Origin of the sequence: Pantoea pleuroti, from assembly GCF_014156615.1 — a bacterium.
Lineage (GTDB): Bacteria > Pseudomonadota > Gammaproteobacteria > Enterobacterales > Enterobacteriaceae > Pantoea > Pantoea agglomerans.
This window is the reverse complement of sequence record NZ_SBFD01000014.1, coordinates 27,808-45,293: the sequence shown is the minus strand read 5'-3', so window position 1 is coordinate 45,293 and position 17,486 is coordinate 27,808. Positions and strand designations below refer to the sequence as shown.

At 55.0% G+C, this 17,486-nt stretch carries 17 protein-coding genes and 1 other annotated feature; of the genes, 5 read left to right on the top strand and 12 right to left on the bottom strand.

All coding sequences use genetic code 11. From position 1 onward, the window contains the following. Positions 1-95 precede the first annotated feature (95 nt). Positions 96-2,006, bottom strand: a complete 1,911-nt coding sequence (gene dnaK / locus EPG66_RS21565; protein WP_182688071.1) for a molecular chaperone DnaK — start codon at positions 2,004-2,006, stop codon at positions 96-98. Between the two features lie 302 nt (positions 2,007-2,308). Here dnaK and satP point away from each other — a divergent pair, with 302 nt between their 5' ends. Continuing rightward, the gene (gene satP / locus EPG66_RS21560; protein ID WP_143789936.1) at positions 2,309-2,878 is read left to right on the top strand and encodes an acetate uptake transporter; all 570 of its coding nucleotides are present in this window, start codon (positions 2,309-2,311) and stop codon (positions 2,876-2,878) included. 52 nt (positions 2,879-2,930) lie between these two features. On the opposite strand, the gene EPG66_RS21555 is transcribed toward satP, so the two are convergent. From EPG66_RS21555 to tal, 3 genes are all read right to left on the bottom strand, one after another. Then, positions 2,931-4,238 (bottom strand): MFS transporter, encoded by a 1,308-nt coding sequence (locus EPG66_RS21555; RefSeq protein WP_182688060.1) that lies wholly within the window; start codon positions 4,236-4,238, stop codon positions 2,931-2,933. A 106-nt stretch (positions 4,239-4,344) separates the two neighbouring features. Beyond that, the gene (gene mog, locus EPG66_RS21550; protein ID WP_031593942.1) at positions 4,345-4,932 is read right to left on the bottom strand and encodes a molybdopterin adenylyltransferase; all 588 of its coding nucleotides are present in this window, start codon (positions 4,930-4,932) and stop codon (positions 4,345-4,347) included. Between the two features lie 126 nt (positions 4,933-5,058). Next, positions 5,059-6,012 (bottom strand): transaldolase, encoded by a 954-nt coding sequence (gene tal / locus EPG66_RS21545; RefSeq protein WP_013356716.1) that lies wholly within the window; start codon positions 6,010-6,012, stop codon positions 5,059-5,061. Positions 6,013-6,221: 209 nt separating this feature from the next. Between tal and yaaA the strand changes: the two genes are divergently transcribed. Further along, positions 6,222-6,995 carry a peroxide stress protein YaaA gene (gene yaaA / locus EPG66_RS21540; protein WP_182688059.1) on the top strand — a complete coding sequence of 258 codons (774 nt, stop codon included), beginning with the start codon at positions 6,222-6,224 and terminating at the stop codon, positions 6,993-6,995. A 62-nt stretch (positions 6,996-7,057) separates the two neighbouring features. Here yaaA and thrC read toward each other — a convergent pair whose 3' ends face one another. The 5 genes from thrC to EPG66_RS21515 form a co-directional block, all read right to left on the bottom strand. After that, positions 7,058-8,341 (bottom strand): threonine synthase, encoded by a 1,284-nt coding sequence (gene thrC / locus EPG66_RS21535; RefSeq protein WP_069025808.1) that lies wholly within the window; start codon positions 8,339-8,341, stop codon positions 7,058-7,060. Positions 8,342-8,344: 3 nt separating this feature from the next. Beyond that, positions 8,345-9,274: a homoserine kinase gene (thrB, locus tag EPG66_RS21530; RefSeq protein ID WP_182688057.1), complete on the bottom strand. Its 930-nt coding sequence runs from the start codon at positions 9,272-9,274 to the stop codon at positions 8,345-8,347. 2 nt (positions 9,275-9,276) lie between these two features. Further along, positions 9,277-11,739 carry a bifunctional aspartate kinase/homoserine dehydrogenase I gene (thrA, locus tag EPG66_RS21525; protein WP_069025806.1) on the bottom strand — a complete coding sequence of 821 codons (2,463 nt, stop codon included), beginning with the start codon at positions 11,737-11,739 and terminating at the stop codon, positions 9,277-9,279. A gap of 26 nt (positions 11,740-11,765) precedes the next feature. Next, positions 11,766-11,884 (bottom strand) — a sequence feature (Thr leader region). After that, positions 11,823-11,891, bottom strand: coding sequence for a thr operon leader peptide (gene thrL / locus EPG66_RS21520; RefSeq protein WP_071591720.1), 69 nt, complete (start codon positions 11,889-11,891; stop codon positions 11,823-11,825). Its footprint overlaps the feature before it by 62 nt. 188 nt (positions 11,892-12,079) lie before the next feature. Continuing rightward, positions 12,080-12,784, bottom strand: a complete 705-nt coding sequence (locus EPG66_RS21515; RefSeq protein ID WP_069025805.1) for a tRNA/rRNA methyltransferase — start codon at positions 12,782-12,784, stop codon at positions 12,080-12,082. Between the two features lie 609 nt (positions 12,785-13,393). On the opposite strand from EPG66_RS21515, the gene arcA reads away from it, so the two are divergent. Next, positions 13,394-14,110: a two-component system response regulator ArcA gene (gene arcA, locus EPG66_RS21510; RefSeq protein WP_010253677.1), complete on the top strand. Its 717-nt coding sequence runs from the start codon at positions 13,394-13,396 to the stop codon at positions 14,108-14,110. A 71-nt stretch (positions 14,111-14,181) separates the two neighbouring features. On the opposite strand, the gene creA is transcribed toward arcA, so the two are convergent. Further along, a complete protein-coding gene (gene creA / locus EPG66_RS21505; RefSeq protein WP_010253671.1) occupies positions 14,182-14,655 on the bottom strand; it encodes a protein CreA in 474 nt (157 codons plus the stop codon). 194 nt (positions 14,656-14,849) lie between these two features. Between creA and robA the strand changes: the two genes are divergently transcribed. Next, entirely contained in the window at positions 14,850-15,731 is an 882-nt protein-coding gene (gene robA, locus EPG66_RS21500; protein ID WP_031594485.1) for an MDR efflux pump AcrAB transcriptional activator RobA, read from the top strand. Between the two features lie 40 nt (positions 15,732-15,771). Here the strand turns inward: robA and gpmB are convergent, their stop codons facing one another. Next, on the bottom strand, positions 15,772-16,419 hold the full coding sequence (gene gpmB, locus EPG66_RS21495) for a 2,3-diphosphoglycerate-dependent phosphoglycerate mutase GpmB (protein ID WP_010253664.1): 648 nt from the start codon (positions 16,417-16,419) through the stop codon (positions 15,772-15,774). 206 nt (positions 16,420-16,625) lie between these two features. Between gpmB and yjjX the strand changes: the two genes are divergently transcribed. Beyond that, the gene (gene yjjX / locus EPG66_RS21490; RefSeq protein WP_010671697.1) at positions 16,626-17,144 is read left to right on the top strand and encodes an inosine/xanthosine triphosphatase; all 519 of its coding nucleotides are present in this window, start codon (positions 16,626-16,628) and stop codon (positions 17,142-17,144) included. Here the strand turns inward: yjjX and trpR are convergent, their stop codons facing one another. Then, positions 17,145-17,465 (bottom strand): trp operon repressor, encoded by a 321-nt coding sequence (trpR, locus tag EPG66_RS21485; RefSeq protein WP_031594483.1) that lies wholly within the window; start codon positions 17,463-17,465, stop codon positions 17,145-17,147. Positions 17,466-17,486: the final 21 nt, after the last annotated feature.

Genomic DNA, 17,486 nt, shown 5'->3' with positions numbered 1-17,486 from the left:
GCCCTTAACATGATCGCACGGGCGTGGAGAGATCTCCTACGCCCGTGCTGGTTTCAACGGCTGTCAGGCCAACCGTCGCGCCCGGTCAGGGGCAATTATTTCTTGTTGTCTTTTACTTCTTCGAATTCAGCATCGACAACGTCGTCATCTTTCTTCGCTGACGCGTCACCGGCATCCGCTGCACCCGCCTGAGACTGCTGTGCTGCTTCTATCAGTTTGCCGGACACTTCCATCAGCGCCTGCATTTTGGCGTCGATTTCCGCTTTGTCTTCGCCTCTCAGCGCAGTTTCCAGCGCGGCCAGAGCGGCTTCGATTGGCGCTTTGTCATCAGCTGACAGTTTGTCGCCCGCTTCGTCCAGCTGCTTACGCGTGCTGTGGGCAATCTGATCACCCTGGTTACGCGTCTGTACCAGCTCTTCGAACTTGCGGTCAGATTCAGCGTTCGCTTCCGCATCACGCACCATTTTCTGGATCTCTTCATCGCTCAGACCTGAAGAGGCTTTGATGGTGATTTTCTGCTCTTTACCGCTGTTCTTATCTTTCGCCGACACGTGCAGGATACCATCCGCATCGATGTCGAAGGTCACTTCGATCTGCGGCAGACCGCGTGGCGCGTTCTGGATACCGTCGAGGTTGAACTGGCCCAGTGACTTGTTGTCATTGGCGCGCTTACGCTCACCCTGCAGCACGTGAATGGTCACGGCTGACTGGTTATCTTCAGCAGTCGAGAAGACCTGGCTGTGCTTGGTTGGGATGGTGGTGTTCTTGCTGATCAGCGAAGTCATCACGCCACCCATGGTTTCGATACCCAGTGACAGCGGGGTAACGTCCAGCAGCAGCACGTCTTTCACGTCGCCACCCAGTACACCACCCTGAACCGCAGCACCGACCGCGACCGCTTCGTCCGGGTTCACGTCTTTACGTGGCTCTTTACCGAAGAACTCAGTCACTTTGGCCTGAACCAGTGGCATACGAGTCTGACCACCCACCAGGATAACGTCGTTGATGTCTGAAACAGACAGACCGGCATCCTGCAGCGCAACTTTCAGTGGCGCGATTGAGCGAGCAACCAGATCTTCAACCAGTGACTCCAGTTTAGAGCGGGTCACTTTGATGTTCAGGTGTTTAGGACCGGTCGCATCTGCCGTGATGTATGGCAGGTTAACGTCGGTCTGCTGTGCAGAAGAAAGTTCGATTTTCGCTTTCTCTGCCGCTTCTTTCAGACGCTGCATCGCCAGTGGATCGTTGTGCAGATCGATGCCCTGGTCTTTCTTGAATTCAGCAACCAGATAGTTAATCAGGCGGCTATCGAAGTCTTCACCACCCAGGTGGGTGTCACCGTTGGTCGCCAGAACTTCAAAGGTTTTTTCGCCGTCAACTTCGTCGATCTCAATGATTGAGATATCGAAGGTACCGCCACCCAGGTCATAAACCGCGATGGTACGGTTGCCCTGACCTTTATCCAGACCGTATGCCAGTGCAGCAGCAGTCGGTTCGTTAATGATACGTTTGACTTCCAGACCCGCGATACGGCCGGCGTCTTTGGTCGCCTGACGCTGCGCATCGTTGAAGTAAGCCGGTACGGTGATCACGGCTTCAGTCACTGGCTCACCGAGGTAATCTTCGGCGGTCTTTTTCATTTTCTTCAGCACTTCAGCAGAGATCTGCGGTGGTGCCATTCTCTGACCTTTCACTTCCAGCCATGCGTCGCCGTTGTCAGCGCCGGTGATTTTGTACGGCATGATTTTAATATCACGCTGTACTTCTTCGTCCTGGAAGCGACGACCAATCAGACGCTTAATTGCGAACAGGGTATTCTGCGGGTTGGTCACTGCCTGACGTTTAGCCGGTTGACCGACCAGAATTTCGCCATCCTGTGTATACGCAATAATTGAAGGCGTGGTGCGATCGCCCTCGGCATTTTCCAGCACGCGTGCTTTAGTGCCATCCATGATCGCAACACAAGAGTTGGTTGTACCCAGGTCAATACCAATAATCTTACCCATCTAAACATCTCCCACTTAAATTCGTTGCCAATTTGGGTTGTGAACCTTTTATGTGGGCGGGTTGTTTGCATTCAACTGCCAGCACATGCTTTTTTTCCAACGTTCACAACGCTCGATGACAAGTAAATGGGGCCGCTTCGATGCGCATCAAGGGCTAAACCAAAAAAAAATTTTTACCTTTGGCCCTGTCAGGATCAAAGAACGCTGCCACAGCGCTGAATATGATGCGTCGCCTTGTTCCCCTCAGGGAGCAGGACGGAATCCGTTTATTACATCAACGATCATCTTACTGCCGAGGAACTATGGCAAATTCAACGCTGGCTAACCCTGCCCCGCTGGGATTAATGGGATTTGGCATGACGACCATTTTGCTGAACCTGCATAACACGGGCCTGTTTGCCATGGACGTGGCGATTTTAGCGATGGGCATTTTTTATGGCGGGATCGCGCAGGTGCTGGCCGGTCTGCTGGAGTTTAAAAAGAACAACACTTTCGGGCTGACCGCTTTTACCTCTTACGGCATGTTCTGGTTAAGCTTTGTGGCGATCCTGCTGTTACCTGAAATGGGACTGGCGAAAGCGCCTGACGAACGTTTCCTGGGGGCCTGGCTGGCCCTGTGGGGCATCTTCACGCTGTTTATGTTCGTCGGTACGCTGAAAGGTTCGCGGATGCTGCAGTTTGTTTTCGGCTCGCTCACGCTGCTGTTTCTGCTGCTGGCCGTGGCCCATCTTATGCACCTGCCAGCGCTGGTGGTGTCCGCGGGCTGGGTCGGGATACTCTGTGGTGCCAGCGCCTGCTATCTGGCGATGGGTGAAGTGCTGAACGAAACCTTTGGCCGCAACATTCTGCCGATTGGCGCGAAATCGCTTTAAGCCTGCTTTTACGCATAAAAAAAGACGCGGAGCCTGGCTCCGCGTCCCCGCATTACAAAGAGTTAATCCCCTGCTGCAGGCCAGGCTCGTGGCTGACATCACGCCGCAGCCAGATCCCCGTCAGCAATCCCACCACCGCCAGCGCCATCACATACCAGCACGGTGCCATCACTGAGACGTTCATCAGCAGCGACACAAAGATGGGTGTCAGACCGCCGAAGATCGCATAGGAGAGGTTGTAGGAAAATGAGAGTCCGGTAAAACGCACTTCTGCCGGAAAGGCGCGCACCATCACAAAGGGCACGACACCGACGATACCGACGCTGAGTCCCGCCACGCCATAAAGCAGGAAGAGCTGCTGTGGATAGAGGGCGGTCAGGTGATAAAACTGCCAGCTACAGATCGCCAGCAGCAGGCTGCCGGCACACAGCGTACGACTGGCACCAAAGCGATCGGCAGCGAGTCCGGCAATAATGCAGCCAATGCAGAGCATCACGGTAGCGATGCTGTTGGCCTGCAGGGTCAGCGCGGGCGCGATGCCCTGCTGTTTTTGCAGCCAGACCGGCGACATCAGGATCACCACCACGATGCAGGCGGAGAGCAGCCAGGTCAGCAGCATAGAGATGACAATCGACTTTTTATGCTCTGCCAGCACGGTTTTCAGCGGCAGAGTTTCAGCCAGCGCTTTACGCTGCTGCATCTCAATAAACACCGGCGTCTCATGCAGCCAGCGACGCAGGTACATCGCGACCAGCCCGAACACGCCGCCGAGGAAGAACGGGATGCGCCAGCCGCCATCATGGATCGCCTGCTGCGACATTGAGGTATTGATCAGCGTGGCCACCAGCGAACCCAGTAAAATGCCGATGGTCAGCCCGGCCGTCAGCGTGCCGCAGGCGATACCGATACGTTTATAGGGCACGTGTTCCGCGACAAACACCCAGGCGCCCGGCACTTCACCGCCAATCGCCGCGCCCTGTAACATCCGCATCAGCAGCATCAGCAGTGGCGCAGCAATGCCAATCGTCTGCCAGGTGGGTAAAGCGCCCATCATCAGGGTCGGCAGCGCCATCAGCAGAATGCTCAGGCTGAACATCTTTTTGCGCCCGAGCTTATCGCCAAAATGCGCCATCACGATGCCGCCCAGCGGACGAGCCAGATAGCCTGCGGCAAAAATGGCAAACGTCTGCAGCTGACGCAGCCATTCCGGGATATCCGAAGGGAAAAAGAGTTCGCCAATCACGGTGGCGAAGAAGACGAAGATGATGAAGTCGTAGAATTCCAGCGCGCCGCCCAGCGCGGCCAGCGCCAGGGTCTTGTAATCCTTACTGGTCAGACGCTGAGTGTGAGTCGGATTCATAATATTCCAGAGGCAAAAGAGATAAGGTTGTAAAGATCTTATTACTATACCGTCAATCTTTTGCCACACCAGCAAGGCTATAGCTTATGCCTGAAATGGGGAATATTTAGTTATTTATCTCACGTATCGCGCTTTTAGGCCGAAATGCTGCTACTACGCCGGAATGCGTTTCGACGTAAGGCCCTTCCAGCAACTGTAAACAATAAGGTACAGACGCGAAGATGCCGTGAACTTTTACGTTGCCCTGCGCATCCTTCAGCCCTTCCAGCGTCTCTTTGATCGACTTCGGCTGACCAGGCAGATTGAGGATCAGCGACTGCTTGCGGATCACCCCGACCTGACGCGACAGAATCGCGGTCGGCACGAACTGCAGGCTGATCTGGCGCATCTGCTCACCAAAACCAGGCATTTCCCGATCGGCAACGGCTAAGGTGGCATCGGGCGTGACATCCCGTCGGGCCGGACCGGTGCCGCCGGTGGTTAACACCAGATGGCAAAAACGTTCATCGACCAGTTCGCAAATCGCCTGCTCAATCATCGGCTGCTCGTCGGGCACCAGTCGGGACTCAATCTCAAACGGGCTGCTGATTGCGCTGCCGAGCCAGCTCTCCAGCGCGGGAATACCCTGATCCTGATAAATGCCGTTCGCGGCGCGATCGGAGACCGAGATCAGGCCAATGCGTAATGTATTCATGATTAGCTTCGCTGTGATTTACCGCGGTGCGGTTGGAGTAAAAGAGGAATAGCCGAGAGGATAATATAAAGTGAAAGGGTCGGAAAAGGGAAAACCGTGGCAGCCTGCGCCGCCACGGTCAACGGATTACAGCAGTTCTGCCAGCATCTTCTCAAGTTTGCCCTGATCAACGGCAAAATTGCGGATACCTTCTGCCAGCTTCGCAACCGCCATCGGATCCTGGTTGTGCTGCCAAAGGAACTCAGACTCGGTCATGCGCGCCGGACGCGCTTTCACTTCGCCGCTGTAGCTCAGTTTACGCTCCAGGGTGCCTTCGCTCTCCGCCAGCTCTTTCAGCAGGGCAGGAGAAATGGTCAGACGGTCACAGCCAGCCAGCTCGATGATTTCGCCGACGTTACGGAAGCTGGCGCCCATCACCACGGTTTCATAGCCGTGCTGCTTGTAGTAGTTGTAGATTTCAGAAACTGAAACCACGCCTGGATCTTCGTGCGCGGCATACTCTTTCTTGTCGGTGTTGGCTTTGTACCAGTCGAGGATACGGCCAACAAACGGAGAGATCAGGAACACGCCCGCTTCAGCACAGGCACGCGCCTGAGCAAAGGAGAACAGCAGCGTCAGGTTACAGTTGATACCCTCTTTTTCCAGCTGCTCTGCAGCACGGATGCCCTGCCAGGTAGAGGCCAGTTTGATCAGGATGCGGTCGTTGCTGATACCGGCATCATTGTAGAGTTTGATCAGGCTGCGGGCTTTGGCGATGCTGCCTTCAGTGTCGTAAGAGAGACGCGCATCCACTTCCGTCGAGATGCGGCCTGGGATCAGTTTGAGAATTTCCAGACCAATGTTCACGGCCAGCTTGTCAGAAACCAGCTGCAGCTGCTCTTCTTTGTTGCTGCTCTGCTCACGCGCCCAGCCGATCGCTTCATCGATCAGTTTACGGTATTCAGGAATTTGCGCGGCGTTGAGAATCAGAGAAGGGTTGGTGGTGGCGTCTTGTGGCTGATACAGCTTCATGGCTGCAATATCACCGGTGTCGGCTACTACGGTGGTGAGCTGACGCAGGGAGGTAAGTTTGTCCGTCATGTTCTTTTCTCTTAGTTAACTGTCAGTGTGAAAAAAGGCTGTTGCGATAATATCACGCGGCAACGGTGGCGCAAGGTCAGGGAATGCCGTTTACGATAGCGCGAACAAATAGGTGTGATTCGTCATTCTTTGCGGCTTTTTTGATACACTGCGAAGCCTGATAAGCAGCCAATGCCCTGTTAAACCAGGCATTAACCGAGGAAGCAACTATGTTGATGGTGATCTCTCCCGCCAAGACGCTGGATTATGAAAGCCCGCTGGCGACATCGCGTTTCACCCAGCCTGCGCTGTTAGAAAAGTCACAACAGCTGATTGAAATTGCGCGCGAGCTGTCACCCGCCAGCATCGCCTCGTTAATGGGCATCAGCGACAAACTGGCGCACCTGAATGCCGAGCGCTTTAACAGCTGGCAGCCCGATTTTTCCCCTCAGAATGCCCGTCAGGCAATTCTGGCGTTCAAAGGTGATGTCTACACCGGTTTACAGGCAGAGACCTTCAGCGATCAGGATTTCGATTTTGCTCAGCAGCATCTGCGCATGTTATCGGGCCTGTATGGCATGCTGCGTCCACTCGATTTAATGCAGCCTTACCGTCTGGAGATGGGCATTCGCCTGGCGAATCCGGCGGGCAAAGATCTCTACACCTTCTGGGGCGATCTCATCACTGAAACGCTGAATGCCGCGCTGGCGGAACAGGGTGATGAGGTGCTGATCAATCTCGCCTCGGACGAATATTTCCGGGCGGTTAAGCCGAAGACGCTGCAGGCACAGATGATTAAGCCGGTGTTCCTCGATGAGAAGAATGGCAGTTACAAAGTGATTAGCTTCTATGCCAAAAAGGCGCGTGGATTAATGAGTCGCTATGTGATTCAGCAGCGCCTGACAAAGCCGGAACAGCTTAAGGCGTTTGATCTGGATGGCTATCGTTTTGATGCGGCCAGCAGCAGCGAGAGCGAGCTGGTCTTTAAGCGCGCGGAGCAGTAACACCCCGGCGCACTCTGCTTTCCACAAACAGGCTTCCCGCAACCGGGAAGCCTTTCACAGCTTTACTTCAGCAGGAACGCCCGCAGCGAGGCGAAATCACCCTTCATCTGATGCGACAGCAGCGGCAGGTCGGCGCGCTCCGCTAACTCCGGCGGCAGCGTCAGGGTCTGCTCAAGGATCGCTTCCACGCTTTCGCGGAATTTCGCCGGATGCGCGGTTCCCAGGAACACACCATACTCCCCTTCCTGCAGCTGATCGCGCAGCAGACGCCAGGCGATGGCGGCATGCGGCTCGGAAATGTAGCCCATCTCAGCCAGTTCACGCATGGCGGCACGCGTGGTCTCATCCGAGACCGCACCACAGGCCAGATCGGTTAAGCGCCAGGTTTTACGGCGGAACAGCTCTTCCACACGCGGCCAGTTATTAGGCTGGCTGACATCCATGGCATTCGACAGCGTAGAGACCGTCTGGTTGGGCTGCCACTCGCCGTTGCCCAGGAAGCGTGGCACCGTGTCGTTGGCGTTGGTGGCGGCGATAAAGCGTTTGATCGGCAGGCCCAGCGATTTCGCCAGCAGACCGGCGGTCAAATCACCAAAGTTGCCGCTCGGCACTGACACCACCAGCTGATTACGTTTTTCCTGTGGCAGCTGTGCGACTGCTTCAAAGTAGTAGCAGATCTGCGCCAGCAGGCGGCTGATGTTGATGGAGTTAGCCGAGTTCAGGCCAATCGCCCGCTTCAGCTCTTCATCATCAAACGCCTGTTTCACCAGCGACTGGCAGGCATCGAAATCGCCGTCGATAGCGATGGTTTCGATGTTGCCGCCCAGGGTACAGAAGAGTTTCTCCTGCAGCGGACTGATTTTGCCCTGCGGATAGAGGATCACCACGCGCACGTTCTTCATGCCGTAAAAGGCGTGCGCCACGGCCGCACCGGTATCACCGGAGGTGGCGGTGAGGATCGTGATCTGCTCATCTGAGCCTGAGACATACGACAGCATCTGCGCCATAAAACGGCCGCCGAAATCTTTAAACGCCAGCGTCGGGCCGTGGAACAGCTCCAGACAGGCGATATCTTCGCTGACGGCTTTCACCGGGGCCGGAAAAGCAAAAGCGGCTTTAACACGCTCATGCAGCTGCTGGGCCGGAATCTCGTCACCAATGAAAGCCGAGAGAATTTTGCTGCTGCGGCTGACAAAATCCATCTCCAGCATCGCATCGATGTCGGTCAGTTCAAACTCCGGCAGTTCCAGCGGAAAGAACAGACCCTGCTGCGAACCCAGACCCTGTTTCACCGCCTGGGCGAAGCTGACCTGCTCGTTGTGATCCTTAAGATTATAGAGTTTCATGCGTTATCCCAATTGTCGTGCGCCAGCCGTGTCGAGACGGCAGATATGGACGAAGCCTTCATCATTCTGCAGATAGTGCTGGCTCAGCCAGTCAGCCATCCGCTGTGCCGTTTCCATCTGATTGCAAACGGCGAAAAGTGTCGGACCAGAGCCTGAGATACCGCACGCCAGTGCGCCAATATCTTTCGCGGCCTGCCGCGCCTCGGTGAAGCCTGGCAGCAGCCGGGTCCGGTAAGGTTCGGCAATCACATCCTGCATAAGTTTAGCTGCCAGCTGCGGCTGACGCGTATGGCAGGCGTGAATGAAACCGGCCAGCAAACGGCCATGCCTGATGCAGTCCTCTTTGCGGTACTGTGCCGGTAAAATGGCGCGCGCTTCTGCGGTTGAGACTTTAATGCCCGGATAGGCCATTACCCACAGCCAGTCATCAAAGCCCGGCACCGCCTGGCTGATAATGTCATTCTCCTGCAGCATCAGCTGAATGCCGCCGAGGAAGCAAGGGGCGACATTATCATAGTGCACGCTGCCGGAGATTCGCCCTTCCAGCTCGCCCATCAGGGTCAGTAACGTGCTGTCGCTGAGTGGCTTGCCGCAAAACTCGTTCATCGCCATTAAACCGGCCACCACCGAGCAGGCGCTGGAACCCAGCCCGGAGCCGATGGGCATGTTCTTCTCCAGCGTCATCGCCACCGGGATCTCTTTGCCCAGTTCCTCGCAGAAACGCTGCCAGCACTGGTAAACAATATTCTCTTTTGGATCGGTGGGCAGCTTACTAACAAAACGTCCGGCGTTGGTCAGTGAAAACTGCTCTGCCGCTTCCACGGAGACGCAGTCACCCAGCAGGGAGCCATCTACCGGCGAAACCGCCGCGCCCAGCACATCGAAGCCGACGCTGACGTTACCAATCGAGGCTGGTGCGTAAATTTTTACCATGATTAAACTCCCAACTTCCATGACAGCGTCCGCAGCAGGTCGGCAAAAACACCAGCCGCTGTGACATCATTTCCTGCACCGTATCCGCGCAGCACCAGCGGAATCGGTTGATAATAGCGGCTGTAAAACGCCAGCGCATTCTCGCCGTTTTTCACCTTAAAGAGTGGATCGTTGCCGTCGACGGCGTCGATCTTCACTTTGCAGATGCCACCCTCTTCAATTACGCCAACGTAGCGCAATACTTTGCCTTCATCCTGCGCCTGCGCAACCCGGGCGGCAAAGGCGTTATCCAGCTCAGGCAGACGCTGCATAAACTGCTCAATGTCCTGGATTTCAGTCAGGCTGGCGGGCAGCAGCGGCTCAATCTCAATGTCGCTCAGCTCCAGCTGATGACCCGCTTCACGGGCCAGGATCAGCAGTTTACGCGCCACATCGGTGCCGGAGAGATCGTCACGCGGATCGGGCTCGGTAAAGCCCATTTCACGCGCCATGGTTGTCGCCTGCGACAGTGACATTCCGTCATCCAGCTGGCCGAAGATGTAGGACAACGAACCAGAGAGGATACCGGAGAAGCGCAGCAGCTCATCACCGGCGTTCATCAGGTTCTGCAGGTTTTCGATCACCGGCAGTCCGGCGCCGACGTTGGTATCATAAAGGAATTTACGCCGCGATTTGGCAGCGGCGGCACGCATCTGCTGATAGTAATTCCAGGATGAGGTGTTGGCCTTTTTGTTTGGCGTCACCACATGGAAACCTTCGCTGAGAAAATCAGCATACTGATCGGCGACCGCCTGGCTGGAAGTACAATCCACAATCACCGGATTGAGCAGATGATACTCTTTCACCAGACGGGTCAGACGACCGAGATTGAACGGCTCTTTCGCTTCGCCTAATGCCGACTGCCAGTTGCTTAAATCGATGCCGTGGACGTGGGTTAACAGCGCACGGGAGTTAGCGATGCCGCAGACGCGCAGGTCGATATGCTTTTTCTTCAGCCACGCCTGCTGGCGATGTAACTGATCCAGCAGCGCGCCGCCGACGCCGCCGACGCCGACCACAAACACTTCGATCACCTGATCGGTGGCGAACAGCATCTGATGCACCACGCGAACCCCGGTGATCACTTCATCATTGTTCACCACCACCGAGATTGAACGCTCGGAGGAGCCCTGAGCAATCGCCACGATATTGATATTGGCGCGCGCCAGCGCCGAGAAGAATTTGGCTGAAATGCCGCGCAGCGTGCGCATGCCGTCGCCCACCACCGAAATCACCGCCAGGTTTTCAATGATATCCAGCGGATCCAGCAGGCCATCTTTCAGCTCCAGATAGAATTCCTCCTCCAGCACCTGACGCGCGCGCGCCAACTCGCTCTGCGGCACGCAGAAACTGATGCTGTATTCGGAAGAGGATTGGGTAATCAGCACTACCGAGATGCCGGTGCGCGACATCGCCGCAAAGACTCTGGCCGCCATCCCGACCATCCCTTTCATGCCAGGACCAGAGACGTTGACCATCGCCATATTATTCAGGTTGGTGATGCCTTTTACCGGGTTCTCATCCTGTTCGCCTTCTGCTCCAATCAGGGTGCCGGGTGCCTGCGGATTGGCCGTGTTTTTGATCAGACAGGGGATCTGGAACTGGGCAATGGGCGCGATGGTGCGGGGATGCAGCACTTTGGCGCCGAAATAGGAGAGCTCCATCGCCTCCTGATAGGACATCGACTTCAGCAGGCGCGCATCCGGCACCTGACGCGGATCGCAGGTATAGACGCCATCCACATCAGTCCAGATTTCACAGCAGTCGGCGCGCAGACAGGCGGCCAGCACAGCGGCTGAATAGTCAGAACCGTTACGGCCCAGTACGACCAGCTCGCCTCGCTCGTTACCGGCCGTGAAGCCCGCCATCAGGATCATGTTCTGCGGCGGAATCTGACTCGCTTCAATACGGCGGGTTGATTCAGCGATATCGACAGTAGATTCAAGGTAGTGGCCAACCGCCAGCAATTTCTCTACCGGATCGATCACGCTGACCTCATGGCCGCGCGCCTGCAGCAGCGCTTCCATGATCGCAATCGAGAGTTTTTCACCGCGGCAGATAATCGCCGCGTTGACGCTGTCCGGGCACTGTCCCAGCAGGCTGATACCGTGCAGAACCTGCTTCAGCTGCGCAAACTCCAGGTCAACGCGGGTTTTCAGTCGATCGTACTCAAAGCCCGGCTGCGCGTCAGCCAGTCCCAGCAACAGCTCGCTGAAGATGCGTTCGGCGTCGCTGATATTCGGCAAAGCATCCTGACCACTGATGGTTTTTTCAATCATCGCCACCAGATGGTTAGTGATCTTTGCTGGCGCAGAGAGCACGGTTGCAACCTGTCCTTGTTGCGCATTACTTTCCAGAATGTCAGCGACGCGAAGAAACCGCTCCGCATTCGCTACCGAGGTCCCGCCGAATTTCAGCACTCGCATAATATAAACTCTCCTGAATTTAAGCCGAAAAAAAAGCCCGCACTGTTTAGGTGCGGGCTTATTTTCTGTTTTTCCTGTATGCGTCAGCCCGCACCGTTACCTGTGGTAATGGTGGTGGTAATAATTGTGGTGTTCAGGCTGATTTTACGCATTTAGATTTATTTTCTGTCTGTTTTTGTCTGTCCGTCTTGCTTCCAGAAGTAAAGCAAAGCGCACATTAAGTCAACCCGATTTGTCCGGCGGACAGATTTCCACCACTGCGCACAGCCACCGGTGAAACCGTAAAACGCTGTTCGATCGTTTGCGATGCAGAAATTCTCTGCGATCTGTTGCTGTAAAATCAGCTTTTTGCCGAGGATTTATCTGTGAGTTTTTTTTCAATATCGTGCAGCAGACGATGCAGCATCGCACTGTCGCGCTGTTCCAGCAGACCCACCCGCTGATCGATCCAGTCTGACAGCTTCTCATCATCACTGACCTCCAGTTGCGCCAGCAGCTGATGGAAACGCTGACGCAGCGCCTGCAACTGCTGCCCATCCGCCGCAGAGGCTTTTGGTGCCTCAACCTGATTCAGCTTCGACAGCTGATAGCAGTAGACCATCACCGCCTGTCCGAGATTGAGTGAAGGGTAGTCATTCGCCATCGGGATGCCGGTCAGCAGGTCTACCTGCTCCAGCTCCTCGTTGGTCAGCCCGCTATCTTCGCGGCCAAACACCAGCGCCATACTGTTTACCCACTGGCGTTTCTCCAGCAGTTGCGTTTCAACCTGCTCCGGTGTGGCGTAATAACGAAACTTTGCCCGGCTGCGCGCGGTGGTCGCGACCGAAAAATCGATGTCCGCTAACGCGTCGGCCAGGGTTGCAAAGGTCTGAACGTTGTCGAGAATTTCGCCAGCACCATGTGCTACCCGGCGCGCGGCGGGATCCTGCCATGCGTCACTGGCAACGATGCGCAGCTGGCTGAATCCCATGGTTTTCATGGCACGGGCCGCAGCGCCGATATTTTCTGGCCGCGCGGGCGAGACGAGAATCAGGGGAAAAAGCATATTTATTCCATTGGTCCATTAACATAACGCCATATTAACATGGCTGTTAATGATTCAGTCGCCAGAAGGTAATAAGAAAATCCAGTGTTAACCATGTTAAAACTGGTTAAAAGTGATGGCCTGAATCTTTTTATCACTGAAACCAGCCTTATTAAAGAAAACATTATTAATCCATTTAACTTCAAAGAGATAGAATGTGATTTCCGGCGGGTTTTATTTTGGTCCTGCTGCGTAAAAAATGTAACGGAAATGATGCTTTTTGTGAGCTAAACAGGCAATCTGCGAGAAGTTTTTCACAAAAGTGTTAACGTGCTACAATTGCATTTGATATAAGTCAACGAAGCGTTGTTTTTATGCTTATCGGTTGTAGTTGGTGCTGTTAGGTTGCTGTTAATACAGTTAGGATATGCGCCATTATCATTAACGCCCGGGGCATGCAATTTTCATCCTGACTGGCTGAGCTAATACTGTTGTTGACGTTGATAGATGGCTTATCAAAATATGATTTCGCACAACGGTTCAGCGCGGCCCGCCGCTCTCGATGATGGAGAACGCCATACCGCTGTACGCCCTGTTTTCAATTTGTTGGCAAATTTTAGGTAGCTAAACATGCAGACCCCGCACATTCTTATCGTTGAAGACGAACTGGTCACGCGTAATACCCTCAAGAGTATTTTTGAGGCGGAAGGTTATGTGGTGTATGAGGCGACTGATGGTGCTGAAATGCATCAGGTGCTGACCGACAATGACGTTAACCTGGTCATCATGGACATCAACCTGCCCGGTAAAAACGGCCTGTTGCTGGCCCGTGAACTGCGTGAGCAGGCCAATGTCGCTCTGATGTTCCTGACCGGCCGTGACAACGAAGTCGATAAAATTCTTGGTCTGGAAATTGGCGCTGACGACTACATCACCAAACCGTTTAATCCGCGTGAGCTGACTATTCGTGCCCGCAACCTGCTGTCGCGCACCATGAATCTGGCCATGCCAGGCGAAGAGCGTCGTCAGGTAGAGAGCTACAAGTTCAACGGTTGGGAGCTGGATATCAACAGCCGCTCACTGATCAACCCGAACGGCGAGCACTACAAACTGCCACGCAGTGAGTTCCGCGCCATGCTGCACTTCTGCGAAAACCCGGGCAAGATTCAGACCCGTGCCGATCTGCTGAAAAAAATGACCGGCCGCGACCTCAAGCCACACGATCGCACCGTCGATGTCACCATCCGTCGTATTCGTAAGCATTTCGAATCAACGCCGGACACGCCAGAGATCATCGCCACCATTCATGGTGAAGGTTATCGCTTCTGTGGCGACCTGCAGGATTAAGCCCCTGTCAGACGCGGCAAATTAAAAACGCCCCTGCGGGCGTTTTTTTTGTCCTTAGTGTGACGGCATAATCAGTGCCACGGCATAATCGGCACGGCGCTGATCGCATTTTTCGGTGAGCCATCAACCACTTTATCGGAATAGGTCAGATAGACCAGGGCGTTGCGCTTTTTGTCGAAGAAGCGTACAACCTGCAGCTTCTTGAAGATCAATGAGGTGCGCTGGCGGAATACCACTTCACCTTCTGCTTTGCCCTGCGCGATTTTATCACTCAGTTCGACCGGACCCACCTGCTGACAGGAAATCGCGGCATCAGAGGTATCTTCTGCCAGACCCAGTCCGCCTTTAATACCCCCGGTTTTCGCCCGGCTGATATAACAGGTTACATTTTTAACGTCCGGGTCATCGAAAGCCTCAACGACAATCTTGTGGTCAGGCCCGAATATCTTGAATACCGTATCAACAGAGCCAATCTGTTCGGCAAACAGCGGGCTGGAAAAGGTCAGCGTGGTCAGCGCAGCGATCATAAGTCGGAATATTGTCATGGAGTTACCATTGCAAATGGAATAGATGAGAATGTAATGTACTGTTAATCGAGTTAATGACCAAACCAAAACGGGTTTAAGCCCGTACTGATTTAGCACAACCTTCCCCGGAAAACGGCCCACGTCTTTTGAGCAATGAGTGCTAATATTCTTCGAATGCGTTTAGCTGTACCACCAGAGTATGAGGATGTTTTATGGACCAAGCCGGTATCATTCGCGATTTGCTTGTCTGGCTGGAGAGCCATCTGGATCAACCCCTTTCACTGGACAATGTTGCCCAGAAAGCCGGTTACTCTAAATGGCATTTACAGAGGATGTTTAAAGACGTAACCGGACACGCAATAGGTGCCTATATTCGTGCGCGTCGTCTGTCTAAAGCCGCCGTGGCGCTGCGCCTGACCAGCCGCCCGATTCTGGACATCGCACTGCAGTATCGTTTTGATTCACAACAGACTTTTACTCGCGCATTCAAAAAACAGTTTGCTCAGACACCAGCGTGGTATCGCCGCTCTTCCGAATGGAACTCGTTCGGTATCCGTCCCCCTATTCGGCTGGACGATGAGACGCAGCCGGAACCGGCTTACGTCACCCTGCCGGAAACGGTGCTGGTGGGACAAACCCAAAGTTACACCTGTATTCTGGAGCAGATTTCCAGCTACCGCGACGAGATGCGTATGCACTTCTGGAAGCAGTTCCTGCTGGAAACCGACACGGTGCCGCCGGTGCTGTATGGCCTGCATCAGGTGCGAGCCAGCCAGGAAAAAGATGACGAGCAGGAGATCCTCTACACCACGGCGGTGCCTGCTGACAGCGCGGTCAATCTGCACTCCGGCCAGAGCGTAATTCTGGAAGCGGGCGACTACGTGCAGTTCACCTATACCGGCCCACGCGTTAATCTGCAGGAGTTTATTCTACTGCTCTATGGCACCTGCATGCCAACGCTGGGGCTGACCCGTCGTCAGGGACAGGACATCGAACGGTTTTATACCGATGGCGGTAAAAAACGCGCTGAGCCACCGACCGAGATCCGTTGCGAATATCTGATTCCCATTCGCCGCCAGACCGTAGCCAGCTGACGTTAAGGCTGCCGTCATCGCGACGGCAGCCTCAGGTAAATCAGCGTTGAAGCTCGTCGAGTGCAGGCGCATCCAGATGGGAAATATCCCCCGCCGTCTCGACAATCCAGCCTTCTGCCAGCCAGGCGCTCTGCTGATAATCGACACGTGAGAGTGAGCAGTTGCGCAGACGCAGACGACGTTCCGCATAGGCGGGCAGACCGAGAATCGTGCTGACCAGCGCCCCCAGCGCCATACCGTGACTGACGAGCAGTGGACGGCTTCCGGCTGGAAGATCAAGACAGGCATTCAGCGCGGCATGCATGCGCGTCGCCATCTCAGTCATCGACTCCCCTTCAGGAATACGGCCCCCTTCGGTGCCGTTGACCAGCGTGGCACGCCACTGCTCTTCTTCCGCGGTTAAGCCATCCAGCGGACGCTTCTCCAGCACCCCCATATTCAGCTCACGCAACCGCGGATCAAGCGTTACTGAGCAGCCGCAGGCATCCGCAATAATCTCTGCAGTGCGGCGCGTACGCCCCAGATCGCTGGCAATAATGTGCGTAATGCCCAGATGTTTCACGCGCTCACCCACCTGCCAGGCTTGCTGCTCACCTTTTTCCGTCAGCGGACTGTCGGACTGACCCTGAATGCGACGCTCCGCATTCCATACCGTTTCACCGTGACGAACAAGATAGACCTGTAGCATGTTAGTTTCCGTTATACTGCGACAAAAATCGCTTTAGAGCTTACCCCATCAGGCGTCATTGTTGCAGTCAGTCTGCACACGGAGAGCGCGAAACATCCGGCGCGTACAGGAAGTACGTGAGGATTGTGAGCACTGCCCGGGTTCAGAATGACAAATCAAACAGCCCGATGGGCCAGGCGCTTAATCACCTGAGGGTTCAACCAATTATGTACCATGTTGTCGCAGCCACCACCAATCCAGCGAAAATTCATGCGATTGCTCAGGCATTCAACGACGTTTTCGGCGAGGGATCCTGCCATATTGAAGGGGTCGAGGTCGATAGCGGCGTAGCAGCACAACCGTTAACTCATCTCGAAACGCGAACTGGCGCACGTCAGCGCGTAATGAATGCCCGGCAGGTCCGGCCAGAAGCGGCGTTCTGGGTAGCGATTGAGGCGGGCATCGAAGATGACAGCGCATTTGCCTGGATGGTGGTAGAAAATCAGAAGCAGCGCGGCGAATCGCGCTCGGCCAGTTTCACCCTGCCGCCGGTGGTGCTGGCGGGTCTGCGTGAAGGGCGGGAGCTGGGCGACGAGATGGCGCGGTTAACCGGCATCGAAAATATCAAACACCAGGGTGGCGCTATCGGGGCGTTCACAAACGGCCTGCTCAGCCGCTCCAGTGTCTATCATCAGGCACTGATTCTGGCGCTCTGCCCGTTCATCCATCCGCTTTACCAGCAGTGATCAGGCGCGTCCCAGACGCGCTTCCAGCCAGCGTTTCAGCTCCGGCGGCGCCTCTTTCAGGCTGTTCGAGCCACGGGTAATGGTCGCGATGCCAACGCCGAGCTCATTTTTCAGCTCGCGCTGGCTCATCTTGCCGTTCATTAACTCTTCGATAATCCGCAGACGGGTGCCGAACGCTTCCCGCTCGTCGGGCGTCATCATCAGTTGCATCAGTGGCAGCGCATGACCATCAGCAAAGGCCTGCTGCATCAGCACGACAAAGCGCTGCCAGCTATCTTCTGCCGGATGCGCATCGGTAGAGGGGGAATCAGAATGGGTCATGAAGAGGCTTCCGTACTCGCT